This is a genomic window from Labrys sp. F242, assembly GCF_057813875.1.
The window spans coordinates 2,719,343-2,742,429 of record NZ_JBVASG010000001.1 but is presented as its reverse complement, the minus strand read 5'-3'; the positions used below and the strand labels follow the sequence as shown (position 1 = coordinate 2,742,429).

Here is a 23,087-nt window from a genome sequence, read left to right as displayed (position 1 = left end):
GCAAAATTCTTCGTCTCCATCGCCTCCGCAGCCGGCATTGCCTGCCCCCCCGCCGCCACTGCCCAGGGCCAAGGCCCTGCCGAGCGCAGCCGACATCAAGCTCGCCGCGACCATCGTCTTTTTCTACGTGCGCAACGATCTTGCGACGGTGCCCAATGTCTTCGCCGCTCTGAAGAATTCGGAAGCGATCGCGGGCACGGGCTTGTCACGCGCGACGCTGGCCGGCTTTTTCTCGATGCTGTTTCTGCAGAACCGCGCGCGCGTGGAGGGCTGGATCGGGGCTGGCGCCGACTATCCGGCCGACAGCAAGTCGATTCTCATCTTCGCCCTGTGGCAATCGGGCAATACCGACCTGATCGCTTCTCTTTTCCGTGAGGAACCCGGCTTTCTCAGGGACAAGCCCGGTAATCTCTACACTCTGGCGCCGAGCCGGCCGGTGGAGATGGATCTCAAATGGGGTGCCTTTTTCGCGACGGGCAATCCCGGCTTCCTCGCAACTTTGGTCGATGCGCTCGATCCGCGCAGGCCATTAAGTGGCAGCAACGAACTCGACAAGTCGATCCGCATCAATGCGGTGCAAGGCCTTGCCTATAATGTGCGCCAGCACGAGGTGCTGGAACGCTATCTGGTGCAGCGGGCCGGAGAGGCCTCGGGCTCCTACAAGCAAGCCCTGGATACCTTGTTGGCCAGCAGAAGCGCAGGCTTCAGGCCGGCCCCGGACCGCGACGGTGATTTTTCGGGTACCATCGCCATGCTCAAACTGCCGGATAAGCCTGCGCCCGGTGGCAGCGCCCCCGAGGCAACGGCCCTGAGCGGGGAGATGCCGCAGGCACGGCGGGGCGACACTATCGGCGTGACCATGCTGTTTTCGGGCATGGGTCTCCAGAAGGATCTCTCCGCCGATGTCAGCTATGACATCAAGGTGACAGGGCCCGATGGCTCGGTCGATCCCCGTTCGGCGCAGCAAGGTGTGACGGCGCTCAAGGACAAGGTTGGCGGCCGATTCAACCTGGTCGACAGCCGCTCGACTCTTTCCATTCATTTCGAAACGGACGACAAGCCGGGCCCCTATCGCATCGATGTCCTGCTCAAGGACAATGTCGGGGGGCGCAAGGTCGCGCTGACGCGCTCGATCGAGTTGCTCGACAAGTAAGGCAAACTCGGTCGGGGGACTATTTTGGTAGTGTCCGGAGAGGCGGGCCCGAAGGCCCGCCGCCCGACAGAGCATTCTGCTCCGGATTTCAGTTCAAACCGAGCGTGCCGCGCAGCTTGGAAAGATCTTCCGCGAGTGTCGTGATCGGACCCTGAAGGGCCGTACGATCCTCGGGCGTCAGCTTGTCGTAGGTCTCGTAGCCATCCTTGGTCTTGTACTTGGCCAGGATCTTCTCGACGGTTTCGAAATTTGCGTGGATCTTCTGCGACAGGTCCTTGTCGGCCTTCACCGTGAGCGGGTGGAGCAGCTCGACGATCTTCCGGGCGCCGTCGACATTGGCCTTGAAGTCCCACAGATCGGTGTGGCTGTAGCGATCTTCTTCACCTGTGATCTTGGTGGCACCGACTTCCTCGATCAGTGCCGCAGCGCCACCCACCATCTTCTCGGGCGGGATGGTGAGGCCGGCAATGCGCTTTTGCAGGTCCACAACATCGGCATTCAGCTTGTCGGCGAAGGAGGCGAGGCCATCGGTGCTCTTCTTTTCGAACAGGCCGTATTCAAGGCGATGGAAGCCGGTGAAGCCGTCGTCGGCTTCCTTCTTCTCATGGTCGTCGGCACGGGAATCGATGCTGCCATCGAGATCGGAAAAGAGTTCGGCGACCGGCTCGATCAGTTCGTAATGGACGCGGGTCGGTGCGTAGAGGGCCTGGGCCTTCTTCAGATCGCCGGCCTTGACCGCGGCCGTGAACTTGGCGGTGTCCTCCACCAGCTTCTTGACGCCCTTGGAGATGAAGACCTTATAGTCGGCCACGGGCTGAACCAGGTCCAGCGGGGAGACGGCCGGCGTGTTTGCGCTGGCGGTCGTGGCAAGGCCGATAACCGCAGCGCCCAACAGCATGCGCCATTTGAGATGTGCCATGTTTTTTTCTCTCTCTCTCTTCAGTTCAAGGTTGAAGGATCGGTTCAGGCCGTCTCCGCCAGCAGGGACTGGCCGAGAAATGCTGTCTTGTCGGGAATGCCGGGCAGGATGAAGAAATAGCCGCCGCCGACCGGCTTGATGTATTCCTCCAGCGGCTCGCCGTTCAGGCGTTGCTGGACGGTGGCGAAACCGGCTTCCAGATCGGATTGGAAGCAGATGAAGAGCAGCCCCATGTCGAGCTGGCCCGACTTGGTGATGCCGTTGGAATAGTTGAAGGGGCGGCGCAGGATCAGGTTCTTGCGCGAATCCGGTGTGCGTGGATTGGCCAGGCGAATATGGGCGTCCAGCGGTGTGCGCTTGCCTTCCGGGTCATCATGATAGGTAGGGATGTCGGCTTCGACCTTCATGCCGAGAGGAGCGCCATTCGGCTTGTGCCGGCCCATGATGGCTTCCTGCTCGCCGAGCGGGGTGCGGTCCCAGCGCTCGACGAAATTGCGGATGATGCGCACCACGCCATAGCTGCCACCTTTCGCCCACGCAGGCTCGGGGGCACCTTGCTGGATCCAGACGAGGCGGTTCATCTCGGCCTCGTCCTTGTGGTCCGGATTGGCCGTGCCGTCCTTGAAGCCGAGCAGATTGCGCGGTGCCGACTGGGTTTCGCCGGCGGCACGCGGCGGCGGCACGAAGCCTTCCTGCTTCCAGCGCATCATCAGAAGATCGGGCGTGTTCTTTACGATGTCGCGTACGGCATGCAGATTGCTGTCGGCGGTGTTGGAGCAGATCTGGAGCATCAGATCGCCGTGGCACAGGTCGGCCGACAGTGCGTCGTTGGAAAATTGCGGCATCTTGATCAGCTGCCGCGGCTTCTTGTCGGCGAGCCCGAAACGCTGGTCGAACAGCGAGGCACCTACGCCCACAGTGATGGTGAGATTGTCCGGGGAGACCACAGGCCCCATCAGCCCGGAATCGGGGGGAGGAAACTTGGGATCGATTACCGGCGGCGTGCCACCCTGGGTCAGGAAGGCGATGCGATCGGTGAGGACGCGGAACAGGCGTTCGAGATCGGTGCGCGTGGTGGCGAGGATGTTGAAGGCAACCACAAGTCCCATTGGCGGTCGGTCGGTGGTGACGCCGGCCTGATGGGCCCCGAGATAGCTCACGCGGTCGCTGAGATGCCCGGTTGAACCGGCTTCCTCGGCGGCCGCCTGCTTGCCCGGCAGGGTGGCGAGCAAAGCGCCGCCGCCGGCTGCGCCAAGGCCCAGCAGCATGGAGCGCCGGCCTGGGGAGCGTGGGGCATCTGTATCGGATTGGGGCGGATAGGGGGTCTTGTCGGTCATTGTTCCCATCCCTTCAGTCGAGGCCCAGCGTGCCGCGCAGCGTCGACAGGCTTTCGGCCAGCGTCGTCACCGGCTTTTGCAGGGCCAGACGATCGTCCTGGCTCAAAGCGTCATAGGATTTGAAGCCGCCGTCGGGCGTGCGGTATTTGGCGAGGATGGCGTTCACGGCGGCGAAATTGTCGTTGATGCTCTTCTGGCGTGCCGCGTCGGCCTTGGTGGTCAGGGGGGCGAGCAGTTCGACGATCTTGCGGGCACCATCGATATTGGCCTGGAAATCCCACAGATCCGTGCGGCTGTAGCGATCTTCTTCGCCGGAGATCTTGTTTGAAGCGACTTCCTCGATGAGCACGGCAGCGCCACCCACCATCTTGGAAGGCGGGATGACCAGAGTCGAAATCCGGTTCTGCAGCTCGGTGACATCGGCCTGCAATTTGTCGGCGAAGGGGGCGAGCCCCTCGGTGCTGCCCTGCTTGAACAGGCCGTATTCAAGGCGGTGGAAGCCGGTGAAAGCCGGGTCGGCCTCCAGCTTCTCGAAAAGATCGGCGCGCGCATCGATCGACTTGTCGAGGTCGGAAAACAGCTCGGCCACCGGCTCGATGCGCTCATAGGATTGGCGTGTCGGCGCATAGAGCTCGCGGGCCTTGGTGAGGTCACCAGCCTTGATGGCGTCGGTGAAGGCCTTGGTCGCGTCGACCAGGTCGTCGACCTCCAAGGTGACATAGACCTTGTATTCGGCAAGCGGGCCGATCAGCTGCGTCAGGCTCGGCTTGACTTCCTTGGGGGCATTGGCGAGAGCCGTTACCTTGAGCTTGCCTCGGGGGTTGGTCAGTAGGCCGCAGGCGATCTCATAGTCGCCCGGTTCGAGCCTGGTGGTCAGCTTCTGGGTGAAGCCGGGGGCGATGTTTTCGCGTTCCTCCACCACCATCACGCCTTGCAGGATCTCCCATTCCATCACCCGGTTGCTCTTGTTGGTGATAGCGAAAATGGTGCGCCCTTCGGGGACCGTCAGTTCGTTGGGTTCACAGGCCGTTGCGGTGACGGCGATGGCGACGGTGTCGCCGGCCTTGGGCCCATCGGCGCCAGGCTGCCTGGCGACCAGGAAATAGGTGCCGACGCCCACCGCCACGATGAGGGCGAGCATGCCGGCCCCGACAGCCGGATAATTGATGCGCGGGGCTGTCACGATCGTGCGGCCTTCGAATTGGATGGGGAGGGGGAGTTCGGCGCCATCAGGAAGAGAAACAGCGCTGGAATGAGATAGAGGAGATAGGCGATCACTTCGCCATGGGTCGGCGTGTCGTGATAGCCGAACAAGCCGCCGAGCACCGTGCCGAGCGCACTGTCGCTGGGCAGGATGCCGGAGATATCGAAGGCGATGCCCTGAAGATGGTTCCACAGGCCGGCTTCGTGCAACGAGCGCACCGCGGTTGCCACCAGGCCGGCCGCCACGAAGATGATCAGGATGCTGGTCCAGCGGAAGAACAGGCGCAGATTGAGGCGCGCCCCGCCATAATAGAGCGCCACCCCGAAGACAGCTGCGCAGGCAAGGCCGAGTGCGGCGCCGACCGGCGCCCCATAACCGACATTCTGCTCGAAGGTTGCCAGCAGGAAGAAGGCGGACTCCAGCCCTTCGCGTGCGACCGCCAGGAAGACCATGCCGACCAGCGCGAGGCCCTGATGGTCTGATGAGGCCAGGGCGGCATCGACGGAGTGCTGCAACTCGGCCTTGATGCTGCGCGAGGCTCGCACCATCCAGAATACCATGGCGGTCAACAGGCAGACCGCGATCAGGCCGACCACGGCTTCGAACAGTTCCTGGGTGCGCTGGGGAAATTCGGCGCTGGCGGCGTGAAGCGCGACGAAGACCGAAAACGACAGGCCGACGGCCAGGATGATGCCGCACCACACCGCCGGCATCCAGGCGCTCCGCCCGGTGACACGCAGATAGCTCGCAACGATGCCGACGATCAGCGCTGCCTCGATGCCCTCCCGGAACATGATGAGAAATGGTACGAGCATGGTGTCGTTCCTGCGCGCCCCCACAGCCGATGCAAGATTAACAATCGGCAAGCTATTACACGCGTTCAATTCTGATGAACAAGGGGCTGTGACGCAGAAAACCGTTACGGATCAAAGATAAGAGTAATTCTAAATTCTAGTTCATAGTAGTTCTAAATTGTGCAACTCCTTATCTATTTTTAGAGATATTCCAAAGCGGCTAAATAATCCTGTCTTATCTGGGGTCTGCTTCAAGACGGGTGGCGGACTGGCGCGGTGAGAGGCGCTTCGAGGTGGCCGATCTCCCTGCGTGCGCGGGAGATCGCCCCGTCCGCCGCGAGCAGGCTGATCGAGGGCGCCGGGTGGCGTTTAGCGCGAATCCTTTTCGTCCGGGTGCCTGAAGGATTACCCGCGCCTTTGTGAAATGGCACTCCGAAATACGGTGACGACCCGGGCCGCAAAGCTGCGGGTGGCGATGACCGCCGCCCAGACAGGGGTGCGTTTCAGCCAGTCGAGCAGTGTCCGGCGGACCCAGTCGATCAGGTTCATGAGCCAGGCGAACCAGCCTATGGTCATCAGCTTGGGTTTGCCGGCGGCATAGATGCGCTCGATCAGAAGGAAGCTGGCGAGATAGGCGACGGCCAGGATGAGAAGGCCGCGGAACAGCCGGCCTTCCCCCAAAAGCAGCAGGCCGTAGATCTTCAGCGGTTCTGCCACGGCGATGGGTACGGCCAGCAGAATGAGGATGACGAAACGCGGCAGGCCGGCGACCGCGCGCTCCCCAATTTCGACGAGGCGCAGCGCGGCGAAACGACGGATCAGCGGTCCGTAGACCGGCCGGGCCAGTTCGTCGATGATCACCAGGATTGCAAGGAGAACCTGCAGCGGCAGGAGGACGAGGCGCTTGAGCGTCATGGGCGATGAGGGATCCTCGAACTGAGGCGGCTTTTGGAAAGTCGCATCCGCTGAATGTGAGAAGCTGCCGCGCTGTTGGCAACGCCCATTCCGCGATATTCCCGTGTGGTGTTTACCTTTCAGGTGGCCGAAGGGGGATCGAGGACATCGCCTTGGTGGCATTTCCCCTGTTTTTGCCTTATTGCGCGGGTGTAAAGAGCGAGCCCGACAGGGCGGTGTTCGGTTCGGGAGAGACGATGGAAGCGCGCGAACGTATCGGCCTGGCGGCTCTTGGAACGATCGGGCTGGTGTTGTCGGTAGGCGGTTTTGTGCTGCACAGCCCGGCTCCGCAGTCGGCCGTTGCGGAAGCTGCTATGGCGGGCGGGGAGGCGACGAATCCGCGGCCCACGCCTGTGGCAAGCCCGGCGGGCCAGGTTCCCGCGCCCGTCCCCGCGGCTCAACCCACTCCCTATGCCGATTGCCTGCACACGGGGATCGAGGTGAAGCTCGGCAAGACCCGCCTGCGCGTTTCCGGCCCACCGGCCCTGACGCTGGTGACAGGGGAGGGCGCGGGCGAGGAGGTCAATTTCGCCACCAAGGCCGGACTGGAAAAGGCCTGTTCGCAGCCCGAGGTGACCGCCAAGGCCTTCGTGCTCACGCTGGAAGCGATGGACAAGCCCTTCGGCATGGCAGCAAGCTGGAGGGCCGCGTTCTGCAAGGGGAGTGGGGACGGGGCTTCGCCCTTCCTGTGCGGCGGCGGGGCACGTGAAGGCGGGGCACCGCGTTCGCTCGTTACCGTTGCGCTCTACGAACCCGCCACTTTCCAGGCCGAGAGCATGTTCCAGGCGAAGGCTCCGGATCTCGACAATTTCAAGGCCTGGAAGGAGCGGCTTACCAAGGCGGGCACGCCGCCTCCCGCACAGACGGATGGCGATTATGACATCTATCCAGGAGGGATCTGGCTCGAGCGCGATGCCAAGTCGGCCGCGCCCTTCCTGGTTTCCTGCGACGTCGACGGCTTGCCCGTCACCGGCCAGCATTATTGCATCGGCACGCTCGGCCTCGCGGATGGCCTGCGGGCACGGCTGGAGTTTCGGACCATGACGCCGGAGATTGGCCGCGAGGCCGCGGCAGCGGTGGCCAATTTCAAGGCATTGCTGGCTGCCTGGCAGGTTGCGGCGCCTCAATCGCCTTACGGGCCGCCTCAGCCGAGCAAATAATTCGACATAGGGAGCATCGACCTCAACGTATCCCCTGGCCCGAAGCAGGTGAACTCACCGATCAAAGCGGGTTCGATAACGGGGCCGACATAGTGGCCGCGCGGAAGGGGCCGGTCATCGTGACGTTTCCTGCGAGGGAGCGGCTGCTTGATAGGCGTCCCAGACGCTCCAATAGCAGCGGTCTGCCTGTATGAGGGCTGCGGCGCCGGCTTTTTCCAACCCCATGCGAGCATCGTCCTTAAGGCGCGCGAGATAGAGAAGCCGACCTTCTCCACGCAATAGTGCCTCGAATTCCGTCAAAGCGTCGAGCGCCGTGCTGTCGAGGTCCGAGCTTTCTTCCAGGCTGAGGATGACGGTGTGCGCGCCCGGCTGGTCGGCGCAAAGCTTGCGGGCCTGCGCAAAACTGCTTTCGGCATTGAAAAAGAACAAAGGCTGGCTTGGTCGTAGAATAATCACGCGCGGATCGCGGTGGCTGTCGGGATGGCGGGCGGCATCGACGAAGTCCCGCGAGGTGTCGAGTTGGCCTAGGGAGGCGACATGGGGTGAGCCGAGGCGGCGCAGGGTGGCGACGATGGAGAGAGCGATGGCAAACAACATGCCGTTCAGCACACCAAGGCCCATCACGGCGAGGGCCGCGGCGCATGCGACATATTGATCCCGATCGATGCGCCAGAGCCGCCACAGCGGCTTCGGATCGAGGACGTGCAGCATGGCCGAGATCACCACGGCTGCGAGCACCGGTTCCGGCAGGCGGGAGACGAGCGGGCCGGCCAGGCCGATCAGCACGGCGATGCCGACTGCGGCGACCAAGCCCGAGAGCCGGCTGACCGCGCCGGCAGCCTCGTTGGCGGAGGACGCCGAGAAGCCCGCACCGACCGGCATGCCGCGAACGAGGCCTGAAAGGAGATTGGCGGTACCCAAAGCGAAGAGTTCGCGATTGGCGTCGACGCCCTGTCCGTGACGCAAGGCCAGGGACCGAACCGTTCCCCATGATTCCGCGAAAAGGATGAGGGCGAGGGGAACGGTGGTTTGTACCAGCCGCGACCATTCGCGGGCGGCGAGGTCGGGTATGGCCGGCGCCTGCAAGGCAATGTCGATCCGTCCGGCGATCTGGACGCCATGGGCCGGAAAGTCGATGGCATAGGTAGCCGCGATACCTGCAACAAGGACGATGAAGGCACCTGGCAAGACCGGGTAGCGTCTTACGATGAGCAGGGCGGCCAGGGAGACCAGGCCGGTGGCGAGCCCAAGCAGGTTCCATGCGCCGATCTGGCCGAAAATTCCCACCAGAAGGTGAAACGGGTCGCCGTTGGCCTTGATCCCGAGAATCGCGGGAATCTGCTTGAGGACGATGGTTACCGCCAGCCCGAAGGCGAAGCCGCGCAGCACTGGCCGCGACACGAAACCTGACAGCGACCCCAGTCGGGCAAAGCTGGCGACGAGGAGGACGAGGCCGGCAACGATCACGGCTGTGAAGGCAATGGCTTCGCGCTCTCCAGCGGTCGCTGCCGGGAAACCAGCCACCACGGCGGCCAGGATGGCGGCCGAAGACGATGTCGGGGAGGTAATGGCAAAATTGCTGCGGCCGAGCAGGCCATAGATGATCAGGCCGACGAGGGCTGCGAAGACGGCATGCTGGGGTGGTAGGCCGGCAATCGTCGCATAGGCGATGGCTTCCGGGACCAAGAGGCCGGCCATGGACAGTCCCGCCAAGACGTCTGCGCGTGCAACCGCCAAAGCTCAATCCTTTGCCGGCAAAGTTGAGCGATCATCTATTGTGGCGATCGTGGCGGGATTGTGGCGAATGGAGCCGCGATATTTGATGAGCCGTCGCTCACACACAGGCTGTGAGCCCGCCATCGACATAGAGGATGTGGCCGTTGACGAAATTGGAGGCATTGCCGGCGAGGAAGATGGCGGCACCAGCCAATTCCTCGACTTTCCCCCAACGCCCGGCCGGCGTGCGCGCCTCGACCCAGGCCGAGAAGGCGGCGTCCTGCATCAGCGCCGTGTTGAGTTCGGTTTCGATATAACCCGGACCGATGCCGTTGACCTGGATGTTGTGACGGGCGAGCTCGGCGCACAGGGCTTTGGTCATCATGCGCACGGCGCCTTTGGCCGCGACATAGGGGACGATATTGGCACGGCCGAGTTCGCTCATCACCGAACAGATGTTGATGATCTTGCCCGAACGTCGCGCGATCATGCCGCGAGCCGCGGCTTGCGCCACGAGGAAGACCCCCTCGACATTGGTGGACTGCACGTCGCGGAAGACAGCGAGCGGAAAGTCCACGAAGGGAGCCCTGCGCTGGATGCCGGCATTGTTGACCAGGATGTCGAGGCGAACATGGCGGGCCTCGATGGCGGAGATGGCCGTCTCCACGCCGGCCTGGTCGGTGACGTCGAAGGCCGCGGTCTCCACCGTCAAGCCTTCTTCGGTGAGCAGGCGGGCGGCGGCATCGAGCTTGGCCTGGTCGCGGCCGTTGAGAACCACGGTCGCGCCGGCGCCGGCCAGTCCGCGCGCGATGGCCAGGCCAATTCCCTGGCTGGAGCCGGTGACGAGCGCGACCCGTCCCGTCAGGTCGAAAATATCGGTGAGCATGGCGAGCCTCCGGCCATCAAGCTATCGCGCTGGCAGGGAGGCGGCCAGGGCTTTTCATCCGACCAATAAAAAAGGCTCCGGAGCTTGCCCCGGAGCCAGACTTGGCCGGATAAAACCGGCGAAGGCTTACTTCTTGATGGCCGTGATCAGTTCGTCATAGGCCTTGCAGAGCTCGTCGGTCGGCTTGCCGCCGGCAGCCTGGGCCGCCTGGGCCTTGGTCAGCAGTTCCTGCGCCTTCTGGGCCCAGGTCTGCGCATTGGCCTGAGCCTTGGCCGGATCCTTCATGGCGTTGGTCATGGCTTCTGTCAGGTCCTTGCCCTTCTGGGTCAGGGCTTCGACCGTGCAGCTCGAGCTGCCGCCACCGCAGGAGGCGAGGGCAAGAGCGAGAGAGCCAAAAGCGGCGGCGAGCAACATTTTTCTCATGGGGCTTCCTTTCCTCACCGTGGAAGGTCGGTTTTGGACCGCCCAAAACTTCGTGGTGCTGCGGCGCAGGTGAGAAATGCGCCGGCGGCGAACCCCTAGCCGGCCATCCTCATGCATGGCGTGCGTTTACGCACATATCGCCCGAATCGAAAGCCGCCCAGTCCACACGCCATAAGCGAAGCGATGAGGAGTTTCAACACAATGAGGTTGCATTTGACCCTATACTGTTCGGTAATGTGACCGTTATTCACAATGAAACGGCTAAATTTCTCCGACATGACGCACATGTCCATAGGGAGACTTGCTGGGTTATTTGTTTGGCTCCGAGAGCTAATATTGCAATGCAGCAAGAGACGGTCGTCGCGTGGTGAAACAGATTGTGTGCGACAAAAAAATAACAACATTGCAACTTATGTGGTTGTCTTGTCCCGCTAGAATGGCCGGGTGACAGGAAGTAGGCGGGAACTTGCCAGCAAGCTTCTCGTCTATTTGAGGAAACGTGCCTGTTCGAAAGTGGTAGAACAAAGTTGGTGTGCAAAAGCGCACGGGGGCTAAGGAATATTTGATATATTCGCGGTATAGGTAGTGTTGCCGAGTGCAGTGTTAGGGTTTCCTCACGTTACATGGCCAGAGTCGATAAATATCCTCTCAAATCGCCCGTCGAAGCCAAGGAGCTTCGTCAGGTCGGCGCGCTGCCCCTGCGATTCCAGCGCGGCAAGATCGAGGTTTGCCTGGTGACCACGCGCGAAACGCGGCGTTGGACCATCCCCAAGGGATGGCCGATGAAGGATCGCAAAGACTGCCGGGCCGCCGCCATCGAGGCCGAGGAGGAAGCCGGGCTGCTGGGCAAGGTCGGCAAGGAACCGGTCGGCGAATATCTGTATTGGAAGCGCCGCGACCTGCATTTCGATCTCGTCCGCGTCTTCGTCTATCGTCTCGACGTCACCGGCCATCTGCCGGTCTGGCGGGAGATGAATGAACGCGAGGTGCGCTGGTTCTCGCCCGGGGATGCTGCTCTCCTGGTTGAGGAGCCGGGTCTGTCCGCCTTGCTGGAACAGGTTGCCAGCCCTGCATGACAGCGCGCTGCGCGGTCGTCATCCCATTGTCACATGCATGATCTAGCCCCGTCATTTCAGGCGGCTATCCCGGGGGCGGGATATCGCCTGAACTTGAAGCTATGCGGGCTTCGGGCCTCGGGTGGGGTGGCCTGAAACGCTTGGCGGAGGCGGCATGGACACTATTCAGCAGCAACATCTGCCGGGCGTCAATTTCGTGCCGGCGGCGATCGCCGGCCTGATCTGGGCCTATCGCTTTCGGGAGGGCTATGAGCCCGAGGCGATCGATCCGCGCGACGTGCCTGCAGCCCTGGCGGCGGAGGACGGTTGGCTTTGGCTGCATTTCAGCCTGACGGACCGGCTCGCTCGGGATTGGCTGTCTTCCTTCGAAAGCCTTCCCGAAGAGGTGCGGGCTTTGTTCCTGGCCAAGGACGAGCCGCTCGGCCTGCACACGATCGATCATGTCATCTTCGGTGTCATCGCCGATTTCCATAGCGAGCTGGGTGGGGAGAGCGATCATCTCGGCCGGCTGCGCTTCGCCCTCAGCGAGAGGCTGGTGATCTCGGGGCGCCGGCATCCGCTGCGGTCGGTGGAGGAGATCCATCGTGCCGTGCAGAAGGGCCTCAACCTGCCGGCGGCCGGGCGGCTGATCGAAACCATCATCGATCGCTTCTGCGATTCGGTGGCGCGCCGCGTGGCCGGGATGGCCGACGAACTCGACACCGCCGAGGACCGCGTGGTCGAGGATATGGCCGCCACCGAGCGAGTGCGCCTGATCGAAGTCCGCCGCATGACCGTGCGTGTGCACCGCCAGCTTTCCTCGCTCGCTCACGTGTTGCGCGACTGGGAAGACGAGCCGGACGAGGCGAACAAGCCGGGCATGCATATTGCCGCCGAACGCCTGGCGGACCGGTTGCAATCGCTCGACCATGATATTCTCACTTTGCAGGAGCGGGCCAAGCTGCTGCAGGACGAAGTGGGTGCCCGGCTGGCCGAAGAGACCAACCGCTCGTTGCGTGCCCTCTCGATTCTGACGGCCCTGCTGCTGCCCGGCAGCCTGGTCGCCGGCATATTCGGCATGAACACCAAGGATCTGCCCTTCCTCGAGACCGAAGGGGGCTTCTGGTTCGCGATCGTCATCGGCGCGGGGGCGACGGCATTGTTCTATTGGATTCTCAGGCGGGTCGGCGCGGGGCTACGCATCTGAAGCATCACCGCTTGCCCTTGCGAAAATGCGGTCGAGTTCCCACAATAGCGCATCCGTCTTCGAGAATGAGTCTGCCTTGTCCAGAGTTGCGGTGATGCCCTGGCGCCTGAGCGCCAATTTCCTCCCGATCCTCGCCGTATTCGTGGTGACGGCCATCAGCCTGGCGACCGGGTGGTTCGATGCCTCCGTCACCGTGTTCGCCTTCATCGTTTCGGGATGGCTGGTGTCGCTGTGCCTGCACGAGGGGGCGCATGCCCTGGCGGCCTATTGGGGCGGAGACCGGTCGGTGATGGAGAAGGGTTATCTCAGCCTCAATCCCCTGGCCTATAGCGACCCACTGATGAGCTTCGGCCTGCCGCTGCTCTTCCTGATACTGGGGGGCATCGGCTTGCCCGGCGGTTCGGTCTATATCAACCGCACCGTACTCAAGACCAGGCATTGGGACGCCTTCGTCGCCCTGGCCGGTCCCTTGGCCAATCTCGTCTGTCTCTTCCTGCTCGGCCTGCCTTTCATGCTCGGCCTGCCGGAAACCATGGGCACGGCGCCACTCTGGGCCGGCATCGCCTTCCTGGCTGCGCTGCAGGCCTCGGCCGCCGTCCTCAATCTCCTGCCGGTTCCGGGCTTCGACGGCTTTGCGGTTATCCGGCCCTATCTGCCCTATCACATTCAGGCCCAGGCCAATGCCATCGCACCCCTGGCGACGATCGGCTTCCTGTTCCTGGTGTTCTCCACCAATGTCGGCGGGATGATCTGGAAAGCCGTTTTCGCACTGACGGGCCTGTTCGACATCTATCCCGGCTATGTCGGGCTCGGATATCAGCTGTTCCGTTTCTGGCAGTAGCACCCGCTTCCAGGGCAGGGGAGCCTGCCTTATTACGGCGGCGCCCTTGCTCCTATGCGCCCGCTCGGCTACACACCGGCCCAATCCCCTTTCCACGAAAACTCAAGCAGGCAACGATGGCCGCGTATCAATTCGTCTACCACATGCAGGGTCTGAACAAGACCTATCCAGGCGGCAAGAAGGTGCTCGACAACGTTCACCTGTCCTTCTATCCGGACGCCAAGATCGGCGTGCTCGGCGTCAACGGCTCGGGTAAGTCGACCCTGCTGCGCATCATGGCCGGCATCGACAAGGACTTCACCGGCGATGGCTGGGTGGCTGAAGGCGCGCGCGTGGGCTATCTGCCGCAGGAGCCCCAGCTCGATCCCGCCAAGACCGTGCGCGAGAACGTCATGGACGGCGTTGCCGCGAAGAAAGCGATCCTCGACCGCTACAACGAACTCGCCATGAACTATTCGGACGAGACGGCGGATGAGATGAGCCGCCTGCAGGACGAGATCGACGCCAAGAACCTGTGGGACCTCGACAGCCAGGTCGACCAGGCCATGGACGCGCTGATCTGTCCGCCCGACGACGCCGCCGTCGACAATCTCTCGGGCGGTGAGCGCCGCCGCGTGGCACTCTGCCGCCTGCTGCTGGAACAGCCCGAGCTTCTGCTGCTGGACGAACCGACCAACCATCTCGACGCCGAGACGGTGGCCTGGCTCGAAGGCCATCTGCGCAGCTATCCGGGCGCAATCCTGATCGTTACCCATGACCGCTACTTCCTCGACAACGTCACGGGCTGGATCCTCGAACTCGATCGCGGCCGCGGCATTCCCTATGAGGGCAATTATTCGACCTGGTTGTCGCAAAAGCAGAAGCGCCTGGCTCAGGAATCGAGCGAGGAAGAGAGCCGCCAGAAGGTGCTCGCCGCCGAGCAGGAATGGATCGCCGCCAGCCCGAAGGCGCGCCAGGCCAAGTCCAAGGCCCGTATCAATGCCTATGAGGACCTGCTCGCCAAGGCGAACGAGAAGGGCCCCACCACCGCCCAGATCATGATCCAGACCGGCCCGCGTTTGGGCGGCAAGGTCATCGAGGTCGAGGGCGTCTCCAAGGCGTTCGGTGATCGTCTCCTCATCGACGATCTTTCCTTCTCGCTGCCGCCCGGTGGTATCGTCGGCGTGATCGGCCCCAACGGCGCCGGCAAGACCACCCTGTTCCGCATGCTGCTCGGCCTCGAAAAGCCGGACGCCGGCACCATCGCCTTCGGCGACACGGTGCAGCCCGGCTATGTCGACCAGTCGCGCGATGCGCTCGATCCGAACAAGACCGTCTGGCAGGAAATCTCCGGCGGGAATGAGATCCTCTATCTCGGCAAGCGCGAAGTGAACTCGCGCGGCTACACCTCCGCTTTCAATTTCAAGGGCGGCGACCAGCAAAAGAAGGTCGGCGTGCTCTCCGGCGGTGAGCGCAACCGCGTGCAGCTTGCCAAGATGCTGAAGGAAGGCTCCAACGTCCTCTTCCTCGACGAACCGACCAACGACCTCGACGTGGAAACGCTGCGGGCCCTGGAAGAGGCGCTGGAGAACTATGCCGGCTGCGCCGTGATCATCTCGCATGATCGCTTCTTCCTCGACCGCCTCGCCACCCACATTCTCGCCTTCGAGGGCGACAGCCATGTCGAGTGGTTCGAGGGCAATTTCGAGGCTTACGAGGAAGACAAGAAGCGCCGCCTCGGCATCGACTCGACCATTCCCAAGCGCATCCAGTACAAGAAGTTCTCGAGGTGAGTGTGCCAGCCAGCCGCGCCGCAGAACCGGCGCGGCTGGCGCGCACCATCGGCCTCGTCCTGATTGTATTTTTCGCGGCGCAGGGCATTTCCGTGGCAATCACTACCGAAAGGGCGTCGATGGGCGCCCTTTTCTTATGCGCCTATACTCATGTGGGGATCTCGCTCTATGACGGCTTGTTCCCGCGTTGGCGCAAGGTGAGCTGGATCTTGTTCATCGTGGCTCTCCTGTGCGCGCAGATACTGGCCCTTGCCGGCTATGGGGCGCCCTGGAACAAATCCGTGCTTCGACTGAGCTCGAACTATGAAATTCCCGAGAGCGGCACTCCCTTGTGGCGCAGTGAACTGATCCAGTTTCTCGACGTTCCCTGGGAGATGCCGGTACTCGTCGCAACTGTCACTGCGGCCGTTTTTCTCGTGCTTGACCTGATCTTGATGCTCACAGGTGACGACGGAGTTGTCGGCACGCACAAGCCTTCTCCCTCCAGAATCCTTTCGTCACAGGTCTGGCAAGCCGTTCTTGTGCTGGCATTCGTCGCCATCGTCGGCGTCATTACAAGTTCGAGCCGAGGCGGCGGACATATGGGCTCTTTGTTTGCCTATCCACCGACCTCGACCGGCAACCCCAATGTGCCGCAATGGTGGCTGCTGCCCTATTATTCCTTGCTGCACGTGGGTCCGGGCAGGGTAGGCGGGGGCATCGTCGCCATCTGTGCGACGCTCGTCCTTCTCGCCATACCATGGCTGAGCACGCACCGTTGCCGGCTCAAGCCCGTTCTGCTCTGGTTCGGGACCACCTGCGTCCTATCTGCCTTGTGCTGGATAGGGCTTGGGTGGCTAGGGGGGGCCAGACCCGATGATGCCACGCTCTGGCAGGGCCGCTTTCTGACCCTTTGCTATTTCGCCGTTTTCCTCGTCGCCCTCCCGATCTTAAGCAGATGGGCGCGACGGCTGCAGGATGATCGGACGGGTGAGGTGCTGAAAACCTTCGATTGATAGCGACGGCCGTTTTTGACTTCCAGGTCATTGCGAGCGCAGCGACGCAATGACGGTGCTTGATCAGTCAAGCTTCACTATCGTTCGGCCGTTCGGCCTTTCGGGCTGGGGCCGTTCATGCCGCCAAGGGCGCGCGCACGGCCCAGCGTTCTTTCTGCTTGTCCTGGCCGATCAAGGCGAGGCCGTAGGCGATCGACTCGAACTGGTCGGTGGAGACCAGGCGCTCTTCGCCGAAGCGCTCGGCGAAGAGCTTGCGTATGGCCGGCACGAAGGAAGTGCCCCCGGTGAGGAAGACGCGCTCGATTTCCTCGGCCCGGGTGTTGGCGCGTTTGAGCCCTTCGTCCAGGCTGGCCTCGATGCGGGAGACGTCGGCGGCGATCCAGTGCTCGAAATCGCGGCGCTTCAGCGGGGCCGAGATCTCGATGTCGCCGCCGGCGAAGCGGAATTCGGTCTCGTCCTGGCTTGATAACGCGATCTTCGCCCTGGACACTGCGCTGTAGAGCGAGAAACCCATGTCGAACTCGATGATCTCGATGAATTTTTCGAGCTTTTCCGGTTCCACCGCGACTTTGACCAGGTCCTGCAAGCCCTTGAGATCGCCATTGGTCTTCATCATGGCGAGCTGATGCCAGCGCGCGAGATTGGCGTAATAGTGATTGGGGATCGACAGCTCCTTGTCGAAGGAGCGGAAGCGCCCGCCCTTGCCCAGGCGCGGCGAGACGATGCGATCGACGATCGAATAGTCGAAGGCGTCGCCGGCAATGCCGACGCCGGAATGGCCGAGCGGCTCGGCCTTCAACTGGCCGGCGGCCTGCTCGAAGCGCATGATCGAAAAGTCGCTGGTGCCGCCGCCGAAATCGGCGACCAGCACGGTCGCATCGCGCTTGAGCTGGCGGGCATAGAAGAAGGCCGCGCCCACCGGTTCATAGACATAGGTGGGATTGACGACGCCGAGGCGCTCGAAGGCAGTCTGATAGCGCTGCATCGCCAGATCGTCATCGGGCTGGCGGCCCGCAAAGGTAACGGGACGGCCTATGACGAGGTTGGCCGCCGACAGGTCGAGCTTCCCGTCCCCATGCTTGACCAGGGTATTGAGGAAGGTCGCCAGCAGATCCTCGAAACGATAGCGCTCGCGGAAGATACGGGTCTCCTGGAAGGTGGCGCTGGCGGCAAAGCTCTTGAAGGATTGGATGAAGCGAAGGGCGCTCGTCGCCTCCACGAATTGCTCGATGGCCCAGGGCCCGCCCTCGACGCGAATCGTGGACTTACCGGGGCGGCGTTCGTCCCAAAAGCACAGGGCCGTGACGAAATGGTTCAGGCCCTGGCCGCCATGCTCGAAGTTCAGCGCCTCGGTGTGACCGTCGGCATGGGCAAAGGCGACCACCGTGTTGCTGGTGCCGAAGTCGATGCCAATGGAGACAGGGGTGCTCTGTCCCGTTGCTGGGGATTGGGGCGGCATGAGGCCTCCTAAGGCTTTGCGATCTGTCGAGGTCGACAAGAATCGCAAGGACGCGTCGAACCTGAGAGGCAGAGCAGGAAAAGCGTCCAGGATTGAACGCACTTTGCTCTGGCGGTGGGGAAGAGGGCCGGGGGAAATAGCCCAGGAGGCGCGCCAAAGCTAGTGCCGATCCAAAATTTCCTGACTTTGATTTGTCAGACTTGTCAGCAGGCTTGCGCCCGCTACCATGCCGCCAATCATGCGGGAGGAAACGATGGAATTTGCCGGCGAGCGTATCGTGGTAACGGGAGCCACCAAGGGTATCGGGCGGGCTACAGCCAAGCTGCTGGCGGCCCGGGGTGCACAGATCATTGCCATCGGGCGCAGTCAGGACGAGCTCGAAAGCCTGTCCGCCGAGACGGGGGCGGAGATTCATGCCGTCGACCTCGCCGATCCCGAAGCGGTCCGCGCCGTGGCCCGTTCGATCCAGCCCGTCGACCGCCTGGTCAACAATGCCGGCACCACCACACTCGAGCCTTTCCTGGAGACCAGTGTGGAGGCCTTCCAGGAACTGATGTCGGTGAATGTGATCGCGGCCATGATCTTCGGCCAGGAATGCGCGCGCAGTATGATCGCCCGGGGCAAGAAGGGGGCGATCGTCAACGTATCCAGCATCTCCTCCTCGATCGGCTTTGCCGATCACGCGGCCTATTGCGCCAGCAAGGGCGCGCTCGACTCGCTGACCACCGTGATGGCAAACGAACTCGGACGCCAGGGCATCCGCGTCAATGCGATCTGCCCGACGGTGATCCTCACGCCCATGGCGGTGAAGGCCTGGAGCGACCCTGCCAAGGCCGCGCCCATGCTGCAGCGCATCCCGCTGGGACGCTTCTTCGAGCCGGAAGAAGTGGCGGAGACCATCGCCTTTCTTCTCAGCGACAAGGCCTCGATGGTGAACGGGGTCGCCATGCCCGTGGATGGCGGCTTCCTGATCACCTGAGGCGGTCAACCATGGTCCTCCGGCGCGGCCGGGGCATGGTGCCGAAAGGGGGATGCCTGTTTGCGGCATTCCCGATGCGACGACGAGGGCCTGCAACACCAAGTCCGATTCCGAAATCGGATGTGGTGCTGTAGACGCTTCGCTGGAGCGAATATTCAAGGATGTTTGTCATGGCCGATTGGAACCCCTCGCTTTATTTGCGTTTCGAGGATGAGCGCACGCGGCCGGCACGCGACCTGCTCGATCGCGTGCCCCTGGCGGCACCCACCCTTGCGGTCGATTTGGGGTGCGGCCCGGGCAACTCCACCGAACTCCTGGCCAAGCGCTGGCCCGCGGCCGAGGTGATCGGGATCGATACCTCCGAGGCCATGCTGTCGGAAGCGCGCAAGCGCCTGCCTTCGGCTCGCTTCGAACAGGGAGACGTGACGAGCTGGCAAGCAACAAAGCCGCCGGAACTGATCTTCGCCAATGCCGTGATGCAATGGATTCCCGGACATGCAGCTTTGCTGCCGCGCCTGCTGGCCCAAACCGCACCGGGCGGCGTGCTGGCCGTGCAGATGCCCGACAATCTGGCAGAGCCGTCCCACCGCCTGATGCGCGAGACGGCCGCGGACGGCCCCTGGGCGGCCAGGCTCGGCAATGCTTCTCGCATCCGCGAGCGCATCCTGCCCGCCGAGGACTATTATAATCTGTTCGCCGGTCAGGCCTCTTCAATCGATATTTGGCGCACCACCTATTATCACGTGCTCGACGATGCGCCGGCCATCGTGTCCTGGCTGCGGGCGACCGGTCTGCGCGCCTTTCTCGATCCGCTGGATCCCGAGCAGCAGCCTGCCTTTCTGGAAGACTATACGGCGCGCATCGCGAAGGCCTATCCGCCGCGGGCCGACGGCAAGGTGGTGCTGGCCTTTCCGCGCATCTTTATTGTCGTGCAACGCTGATCGCGCTTCTTTGCTCTCATTCCTTGTTTCGGCGCGTCCTTTGGGTTCCCGTCGAGGCCGCCCCATCGCAAAGCGCTCCAGGAGACCTCCATGAAGAATGTTCTTTGTTTCGGCGATTCCAACACGTTCGGCACGCCGCCTCTGGCGAGCCTGGACGAGGCCCGGCGCTACGACGGCAAAACGCGCTGGCCAGGGGTCATGCGCAAGATCCTCGGCCATGCCTGGCACGTGATCGAGGAAGGCCTGCCTGGACGTACCACCATCCGCGACGATCTCATCGAGGGAAGCCACAAGAATGGCCGGCGCTATCTCGCCGCCTGCCTGGAAAGCCATCATCCGCTCGATGTCATCGTATTGACGCTGGGCACCAACGATCTCAAGGCCCGTTTCGGCGCGCCGCCTGAAGACATCGCCGCCGGGGTCGACATTCTCGCCGGCATCATCGCCGGGGCGCCCAATCTCGACCGGCCGCCGGCCAAGCTGCTGATCGCCTGTCCGCCGCCCATCCGCCTCGTCGGTTGCCTCGGATCGCTGTTCGCCGGCGGGGTGGAAAAATCGCAGGCCCTGCCGCCTTTGTACGAGGCTGTCGCGCGCAAGCATGGTGCCGAGTTTCTCGATGTCGGCACGCTGATCGAGGTGAGCCCCATCGATGGCATCCATTACGAAGCCGAGGCACATCGCACGCTGGGACAGGTATTTGCCGAACGAGTCCAGGCGCTGGGAAGCTGATTGCTCACGGCAAATTCGCACGTGACAAAATCATTGGCCGTCGCTATATGCCTGCCATGACCTTTGCATCCGCCCCCACCTTTTATTGGTATTTTGGCTTTCGCAGGCCTCAGGCGGAGGTAGGGGTGCGCTCGATCTGAAGACAGCAACAGATCAGACCCAAACAACCGCCAGCCCGACTGGCGGTTTTTTTATGCCGCCGGCCGGGACCAACCAAAGCCCAAACCGAGACTGGAACCCAGGCCATGTTGAGCACCACCGACGATCTTCGTATCCGTGAAATCAAGGCGTTGACCACGCCGGCTGACGTGATGGGAGAACATCCCCGCACGCTGGAGGCAACCCGCACCGTCGCTCAATCGCGACAGGCCGTGCATGACATCCTGCGTGGCAGCGACGATCGTCTCGCCGTGGTGGTCGGCCCCTGTTCGATCCATGATCCGGTGGCCGCCCTCGATTACGCCGATCGCCTGATGAAGCTGCGCCAGCGCCTGGGTTCCTCGCTGGAAATCATCATGCGGGTCTATTTCGAGAAGCCGCGCACCACGGTGGGATGGAAAGGCCTGATCAATGATCCCGATCTCGATGGCAGCTTCCAGATCGACAAGGGGCTGCGCATCGCCCGCAAGGTGCTGCTCGACGTCAACAATCTCGGTCTGCCGGCAGCCTGCGAATTCCTCGACATGACCACGCCGCAATATATCGCCGACCTCGTCGCCTGGGGCGCCATCGGGGCGCGTACCACCGAGAGCCAGATCCATCGCGAATTGGCCTCGGGCCTGAGCTGCCCGGTCGGTTTCAAGAACGGTACGGACGGCAATGTGCGCATTGCGGTCGATGCAGTGAAATCGGCGTCCCAGCCTCATCACTTCATGGCGGTGACCAAGGATGGCCGCTCCGCCATTGCCTCGACCACCGGCAACGAGGATTGCCACATCATCCTGCGCGGCGGCAAGAGCACCAATTACGATGCGGCGAGCGTCGAGGCGGCCTGCAGCGACGTCGCCAAGTCGGGACTCTCGCCGGTGGTGATGATCGATGCCAGCCATGCCAACAGCGCCAAGAAGCCGGAGAACCAGCCCCTGGTGCTGGCCGATATCGGCATGCAGCTCGCGGCAGGCGACAACCGCATCATCGGCGTGATGATCGAGAGCAATCTCGTCGCCGGCCGCCAGGACCAGGTGCCCGGCCAGCCGCTGACCTATGGCCAGAGCATCACCGATGGCTGCATCGATTGGGACACCACCGTCGTCGCCCTCGAGCGCCTGGCGCTGGCGGTTGAGCAGCGCCGCATCGCCAACCGCGAAGCGGTGAAGGTCGGGGCGTAAGCGGGGGCGGCTCTTCGGACTCGCCTGGAAACGTAAGCTTGCCGGAGAGGGTAGGCGGGTCTGAGGACCCGCCTACAATTGTCGCCGATTTGACGCGGCCTGCCCTGAACCGGCATGGTCGGGCCGGAACGGAGACGAGGACGTGAGCGAAACGCAGATTATCAAGAAGGCCATCTTCGCCGTCTGGTGGCGGATCGGCATTCCCGTGGCCCTGTTCGTCTTCGCTGTCGGCTGGGCGCTGAACTTCCTGTTCTATGTCGCGCCGATGTTGCAGGTTACAGGCTCGATTTCCCATTATGGTGCAATGCTGATCGCCGGCCTGCTGGGCGGTGACGTCTCGGGCTTTCTGGGAGATGGCGGTCTCATCGGCAATGTGGTGATCGGATTCCTCCGCGCCATTCTCGACAATCTCCCGATGCTGGTCATTCTGGTGCTGCTGACACGCTGGCAGATCCGGCGCCACTTGCCCCGTATCCTGCGTGACTGTGGGCTGGTGAGCGCCGGCGAGGGGGGATGAGGCAAGCCATCGAGCGGCGTTTTTGCGTCGCTGCCGATTCGGTGGCAGACCGAGATTCCCGCGCTGCCAGACGAGGTGAGACCATGCCGGATCTTTCGATCAACACTATCCCCGACATCGCTGTCAGCCCTGTGCTCAAGCGTGCGGGGCGGGTGGTCATGGTCGCCGCAGCCGGGGGAGAGGCTATCGGGGCGGAGAGGCTGGGCGAACTCGTGCTCACGCATGAGGGCATACCGGGAGACCGGCATGCCGGTTTCCTCAGGCCCGCCGATGTCAGGGTGCCCTGGTTCGAGCGCAACGCGCCGATCCAGAACGAACGCCAGGTCTCCATCGTCTCGATGGAGGACCTTGCGGTGATCGCCGACAATCTCGGCGTCGAGCGCGTGGAGCCGGAATGGCTTGGCGCCAACCTCGCCGTGGAAGGCGTGCCGGATTTCTCCTTCCTCCCTCGTGGTACTAGACTGTTCTTTCCCTCGGGCGCCGTGCTGGCGGTGACGGGGCAGAACGATCCCTGCCGCATCGCCGGGGCGGAAGTCGAACGGCATCTGAGCGGGCAGGAGGGGCTTGCGCTGCGTTTTGCCGCCGCGGCCAAGCGCCTGCGCGGCGTGGTCGCCACTGTCGACCGTCCCGGTTCGATCCGGGGTGGCGAAGAGTTCAAGCTGCGTGTCCCCGAGCAGTGGATCTGGCAGGGCTGAGCCGGAAATGGCAAGTGCTGCAC

The 23,087-nt window shown here is 62.9% G+C and carries 22 protein-coding genes; 13 read left to right on the top strand and 9 right to left on the bottom strand.

Translation table 11 applies throughout. The features are described from left to right. Positions 1 to 37 precede the first annotated feature (37 nt). Positions 38 to 1,153 (top strand): hypothetical protein, encoded by a 1,116-nt coding sequence (locus ACZYTC_RS12855; protein WP_488989731.1) that lies wholly within the window; start codon positions 38 to 40, stop codon positions 1,151 to 1,153. Positions 1,154 to 1,241: 88 nt separating this feature from the next. Here ACZYTC_RS12855 and efeO (ACZYTC_RS12850) read toward each other — a convergent pair whose 3' ends face one another. The 5 genes from efeO (ACZYTC_RS12850) to ACZYTC_RS12830 all read right to left on the bottom strand — a co-directional run bounded on the left by efeO (ACZYTC_RS12850) (position 1,242) and on the right by ACZYTC_RS12830 (position 6,322). Further along, the gene (gene efeO, locus ACZYTC_RS12850) at positions 1,242 to 2,072 is read right to left on the bottom strand and encodes an iron uptake system protein EfeO (protein WP_488989730.1); all 831 of its coding nucleotides are present in this window, start codon (positions 2,070 to 2,072) and stop codon (positions 1,242 to 1,244) included. 44 nt (positions 2,073 to 2,116) lie between these two features. After that, the gene (efeB, locus tag ACZYTC_RS12845) at positions 2,117 to 3,409 is read right to left on the bottom strand and encodes an iron uptake transporter deferrochelatase/peroxidase subunit (protein ID WP_488989729.1); all 1,293 of its coding nucleotides are present in this window, start codon (positions 3,407 to 3,409) and stop codon (positions 2,117 to 2,119) included. Positions 3,410 to 3,422: 13 nt separating this feature from the next. After that, a complete protein-coding gene (efeO, locus tag ACZYTC_RS12840; protein WP_488989728.1) occupies positions 3,423 to 4,592 on the bottom strand; it encodes an iron uptake system protein EfeO in 1,170 nt (389 codons plus the stop codon). Further along, entirely contained in the window at positions 4,589 to 5,428 is an 840-nt protein-coding gene (gene efeU / locus ACZYTC_RS12835) for an iron uptake transporter permease EfeU (protein WP_488989727.1), read from the bottom strand. The genes efeO (ACZYTC_RS12840) and efeU overlap by 4 nt, the downstream gene beginning before the upstream one ends. Before the next feature lie 384 nt (positions 5,429 to 5,812). Beyond that, positions 5,813 to 6,322 (bottom strand): hypothetical protein, encoded by a 510-nt coding sequence (locus ACZYTC_RS12830; RefSeq protein WP_481274164.1) that lies wholly within the window; start codon positions 6,320 to 6,322, stop codon positions 5,813 to 5,815. Positions 6,323 to 6,474: 152 nt separating this feature from the next. Here ACZYTC_RS12830 and ACZYTC_RS12825 point away from each other — a divergent pair, with 152 nt between their 5' ends. Then, positions 6,475 to 7,521, top strand: a complete 1,047-nt coding sequence (locus ACZYTC_RS12825) for a hypothetical protein (protein WP_488989726.1) — start codon at positions 6,475 to 6,477, stop codon at positions 7,519 to 7,521. A 114-nt stretch (positions 7,522 to 7,635) separates the two neighbouring features. Here ACZYTC_RS12825 and ACZYTC_RS12820 read toward each other — a convergent pair whose 3' ends face one another. From ACZYTC_RS12820 to ACZYTC_RS12810, 3 genes are all read right to left on the bottom strand, one after another. Next, the gene (locus ACZYTC_RS12820; RefSeq protein ID WP_488990006.1) at positions 7,636 to 9,234 is read right to left on the bottom strand and encodes a SulP family inorganic anion transporter; all 1,599 of its coding nucleotides are present in this window, start codon (positions 9,232 to 9,234) and stop codon (positions 7,636 to 7,638) included. Between the two features lie 121 nt (positions 9,235 to 9,355). Beyond that, positions 9,356 to 10,123 carry an SDR family oxidoreductase gene (locus tag ACZYTC_RS12815; RefSeq protein WP_488989725.1) on the bottom strand — a complete coding sequence of 256 codons (768 nt, stop codon included), beginning with the start codon at positions 10,121 to 10,123 and terminating at the stop codon, positions 9,356 to 9,358. A 126-nt stretch (positions 10,124 to 10,249) separates the two neighbouring features. Then, the gene (locus tag ACZYTC_RS12810) at positions 10,250 to 10,546 is read right to left on the bottom strand and encodes a hypothetical protein (protein ID WP_434955706.1); all 297 of its coding nucleotides are present in this window, start codon (positions 10,544 to 10,546) and stop codon (positions 10,250 to 10,252) included. A gap of 623 nt (positions 10,547 to 11,169) precedes the next feature. Here ACZYTC_RS12810 and ACZYTC_RS12805 point away from each other — a divergent pair. The 5 genes from ACZYTC_RS12805 to ACZYTC_RS12785 all read left to right on the top strand — a co-directional run bounded on the left by ACZYTC_RS12805 (position 11,170) and on the right by ACZYTC_RS12785 (position 16,416). Beyond that, positions 11,170 to 11,622 (top strand): NUDIX hydrolase, encoded by a 453-nt coding sequence (locus ACZYTC_RS12805; protein WP_434955707.1) that lies wholly within the window; start codon positions 11,170 to 11,172, stop codon positions 11,620 to 11,622. A 154-nt stretch (positions 11,623 to 11,776) separates the two neighbouring features. Then, the gene (locus ACZYTC_RS12800; protein ID WP_434955708.1) at positions 11,777 to 12,808 is read left to right on the top strand and encodes a transporter; all 1,032 of its coding nucleotides are present in this window, start codon (positions 11,777 to 11,779) and stop codon (positions 12,806 to 12,808) included. A gap of 76 nt (positions 12,809 to 12,884) precedes the next feature. Then, positions 12,885 to 13,649, top strand: a complete 765-nt coding sequence (locus ACZYTC_RS12795) for a site-2 protease family protein (RefSeq protein ID WP_441774020.1) — start codon at positions 12,885 to 12,887, stop codon at positions 13,647 to 13,649. Between the two features lie 116 nt (positions 13,650 to 13,765). Beyond that, positions 13,766 to 15,421, top strand: coding sequence for an energy-dependent translational throttle protein EttA (gene ettA, locus ACZYTC_RS12790; protein ID WP_434955710.1), 1,656 nt, complete (start codon positions 13,766 to 13,768; stop codon positions 15,419 to 15,421). 2 nt (positions 15,422 to 15,423) lie between these two features. Then, positions 15,424 to 16,416 (top strand): hypothetical protein, encoded by a 993-nt coding sequence (locus ACZYTC_RS12785; RefSeq protein WP_488989724.1) that lies wholly within the window; start codon positions 15,424 to 15,426, stop codon positions 16,414 to 16,416. A gap of 115 nt (positions 16,417 to 16,531) precedes the next feature. On the opposite strand, the gene ACZYTC_RS12780 is transcribed toward ACZYTC_RS12785, so the two are convergent. Beyond that, complete coding sequence (locus ACZYTC_RS12780) at positions 16,532 to 17,875, bottom strand: Hsp70 family protein (protein ID WP_488989723.1); 1,344 nt, start codon at positions 17,873 to 17,875, stop codon at positions 16,532 to 16,534. A 253-nt stretch (positions 17,876 to 18,128) separates the two neighbouring features. Between ACZYTC_RS12780 and ACZYTC_RS12775 the strand changes: the two genes are divergently transcribed. The 6 genes from ACZYTC_RS12775 (at position 18,129) to ACZYTC_RS12750 (ending at position 23,064) form a co-directional block, all read left to right on the top strand. Further along, positions 18,129 to 18,854, top strand: coding sequence for an SDR family oxidoreductase (locus ACZYTC_RS12775; RefSeq protein ID WP_441774017.1), 726 nt, complete (start codon positions 18,129 to 18,131; stop codon positions 18,852 to 18,854). A gap of 170 nt (positions 18,855 to 19,024) precedes the next feature. Beyond that, positions 19,025 to 19,795 (top strand): trans-aconitate 2-methyltransferase, encoded by a 771-nt coding sequence (gene tam, locus ACZYTC_RS12770; protein WP_441774016.1) that lies wholly within the window; start codon positions 19,025 to 19,027, stop codon positions 19,793 to 19,795. 90 nt (positions 19,796 to 19,885) lie between these two features. Further along, entirely contained in the window at positions 19,886 to 20,524 is a 639-nt protein-coding gene (locus ACZYTC_RS12765; RefSeq protein WP_434955715.1) for an SGNH/GDSL hydrolase family protein, read from the top strand. A 245-nt stretch (positions 20,525 to 20,769) separates the two neighbouring features. Further along, on the top strand, positions 20,770 to 21,852 hold the full coding sequence (locus ACZYTC_RS12760; protein WP_434955716.1) for a 3-deoxy-7-phosphoheptulonate synthase: 1,083 nt from the start codon (positions 20,770 to 20,772) through the stop codon (positions 21,850 to 21,852). A gap of 142 nt (positions 21,853 to 21,994) precedes the next feature. Continuing rightward, positions 21,995 to 22,369 (top strand): hypothetical protein, encoded by a 375-nt coding sequence (locus ACZYTC_RS12755; protein WP_434955717.1) that lies wholly within the window; start codon positions 21,995 to 21,997, stop codon positions 22,367 to 22,369. Between the two features lie 83 nt (positions 22,370 to 22,452). After that, positions 22,453 to 23,064, top strand: a complete 612-nt coding sequence (locus ACZYTC_RS12750; RefSeq protein WP_441774014.1) for an MOSC domain-containing protein — start codon at positions 22,453 to 22,455, stop codon at positions 23,062 to 23,064. Positions 23,065 to 23,087: the final 23 nt, after the last annotated feature.

Bases quoted from the DNA above. Each gene is read 5' to 3' on its own strand.
- efeO (WP_488989730.1), bottom strand. From the start codon at position 2,072: ATGGCACATCTCAAATGGCGCATGCTGTTGGGCGCTGCGGTTATCGGC.
- efeB (WP_488989729.1), bottom strand. From the start codon at position 3,409: ATGACCGACAAGACCCCCTATCCGCCCCAATCCGATACAGATGCCCCA.
- efeU (WP_488989727.1), bottom strand. From the start codon at position 5,428: ATGCTCGTACCATTTCTCATCATGTTCCGGGAGGGCATCGAGGCAGCG.
- ACZYTC_RS12830 (WP_481274164.1), bottom strand. From the start codon at position 6,322: ATGACGCTCAAGCGCCTCGTCCTCCTGCCGCTGCAGGTTCTCCTTGCA.
- ACZYTC_RS12815 (WP_488989725.1), bottom strand. From the start codon at position 10,123: ATGCTCACCGATATTTTCGACCTGACGGGACGGGTCGCGCTCGTCACC.
- ACZYTC_RS12810 (WP_434955706.1), bottom strand. From the start codon at position 10,546: ATGAGAAAAATGTTGCTCGCCGCCGCTTTTGGCTCTCTCGCTCTTGCC.
- ACZYTC_RS12805 (WP_434955707.1), top strand. From the start codon at position 11,170: ATGGCCAGAGTCGATAAATATCCTCTCAAATCGCCCGTCGAAGCCAAG.
- ACZYTC_RS12800 (WP_434955708.1), top strand. From the start codon at position 11,777: ATGGACACTATTCAGCAGCAACATCTGCCGGGCGTCAATTTCGTGCCG.
- ettA (WP_434955710.1), top strand. From the start codon at position 13,766: ATGGCCGCGTATCAATTCGTCTACCACATGCAGGGTCTGAACAAGACC.
- ACZYTC_RS12780 (WP_488989723.1), bottom strand. From the start codon at position 17,875: ATGCCGCCCCAATCCCCAGCAACGGGACAGAGCACCCCTGTCTCCATT.
- ACZYTC_RS12775 (WP_441774017.1), top strand. From the start codon at position 18,129: ATGGAATTTGCCGGCGAGCGTATCGTGGTAACGGGAGCCACCAAGGGT.
- tam (WP_441774016.1), top strand. From the start codon at position 19,025: ATGGCCGATTGGAACCCCTCGCTTTATTTGCGTTTCGAGGATGAGCGC.
- ACZYTC_RS12765 (WP_434955715.1), top strand. From the start codon at position 19,886: ATGAAGAATGTTCTTTGTTTCGGCGATTCCAACACGTTCGGCACGCCG.
- ACZYTC_RS12760 (WP_434955716.1), top strand. From the start codon at position 20,770: ATGTTGAGCACCACCGACGATCTTCGTATCCGTGAAATCAAGGCGTTG.
- ACZYTC_RS12750 (WP_441774014.1), top strand. From the start codon at position 22,453: ATGCCGGATCTTTCGATCAACACTATCCCCGACATCGCTGTCAGCCCT.